We start from the raw sequence: 1,304 nt of genomic DNA, 5'->3' as shown, positions 1-1,304 counted from the left end.
CTTGTTTATGTTTCGAACTGTGCTGCGTTCAACGATTTCAGGGTGCATTTCAAACACGCGTTTTTCATGCTCTTTATCTTTGATACGTTCAAGTAAAATTTCGAATGCATTTTTGCCGACACGACGCTTTGGTTGGTGAACCGTGGTCAACGGCGGAGAAAAATACTCAGCAAGTTCGATGTTGTCGTAACCGATGACTGACATATCTTCAGGGATACGAACTCCTTTTTGCTGCAGTCGACTCATCAAACCAAGTGCCATTGTGTCGTTGAAACAGAACACAGCAGTCGGTTTTTTGTCCATTGAAACCAGTTGGTCAGCCGCTAATACCGCTGTATCACACTCGAAGTTGCCTTCTAGAATCCAATCTTCATTCACGGCTAAATCGGCTTCTGCCATAGCGCGTTTGAATCCGGCAATACGTTCGACACAAGCTGCTTTTTCAAAGTGACCGCTCAAGCAAGCAATGTCAGTATGGCCTCGTTCAATCAGGTATTTCGTTGCTAAATATCCGCCTTCCTCTGAGTTGTCGATGATCTTGTCCGCTTGAGAGCTCTCTGGACCCCAGTCCATAACAACTTTAGGAATGTCTTTGTGACGGTCGAGCATTTCGCTTAGCTCTTCTGTCAGGTCAGAACACATGACTAGAATGCCATCAACTCGTTTTTCCGCTAGCATGCGAATGTAGTCACGTTGTTTCTCATAGATACCACCAGTGTTACATAGAATCAAAGTGTAACCTTGACGGTAACAGTAACTCTCGACACCATCGATAACTTCAGAAAAGAATAGGTTGGTTGACTGAGTCACTAACATACCAATAGTTCGCGTGGTATTACACTTTAGACTTCGTGCAACCGCACTTGGTGCGTAGTTCAGTTCAGTTACTGCTTCCATTACCTTTTCTTGGGTCGCTTCGGCAACAAAGCGTGTCTTGTTGATAACGTGAGACACAGTTGTTGTTGAAACACCAGCAAGGCGTGCAACGTCTTTAATAGTGGCCATAAATTCTGTCCTGTCGATGACTGCGCGAGGGTATATTCAGTTTAGAATAGGTCGGCAGAAGTATCAGAAACACAAAAACCGCTGTAATAGAGCGGTTTGTATTTAATTAGTTAATTTTTATCGTTTGCGGTCACGATTCTAGACCGCAATCTTATTAAGGGCAAACTAATTTGTCCAAATGGACCTGTGCCAGTTCACATTGTCAGACTCTATTTGCCAATGAGATAGTGGCAATCGAGTTCTAGAAAGGCAACCGTAAGCGAAGAAATCGCGGAATAGAATCCAAAACTATCGAGCTT

General features: G+C 43.7%; 1 protein-coding gene. It reads right to left on the bottom strand.

Going from position 1 to position 1,304, the window contains the following annotated elements; translation table 11 throughout:
• The coding region (locus QTO00_RS19845) for a substrate-binding domain-containing protein (protein WP_331426278.1) at positions 1–1,005 on the bottom strand (1,005 nt) is incomplete at its 3' end.
• Positions 1,006–1,304: the final 299 nt, after the last annotated feature.

Origin of the sequence: Vibrio sp. M260118 (assembly GCF_036533755.1) — a bacterium.
Lineage (GTDB): Bacteria > Pseudomonadota > Gammaproteobacteria > Enterobacterales > Vibrionaceae > Vibrio.
This window is presented reverse-complemented; position numbering and strand designations above follow the sequence as displayed.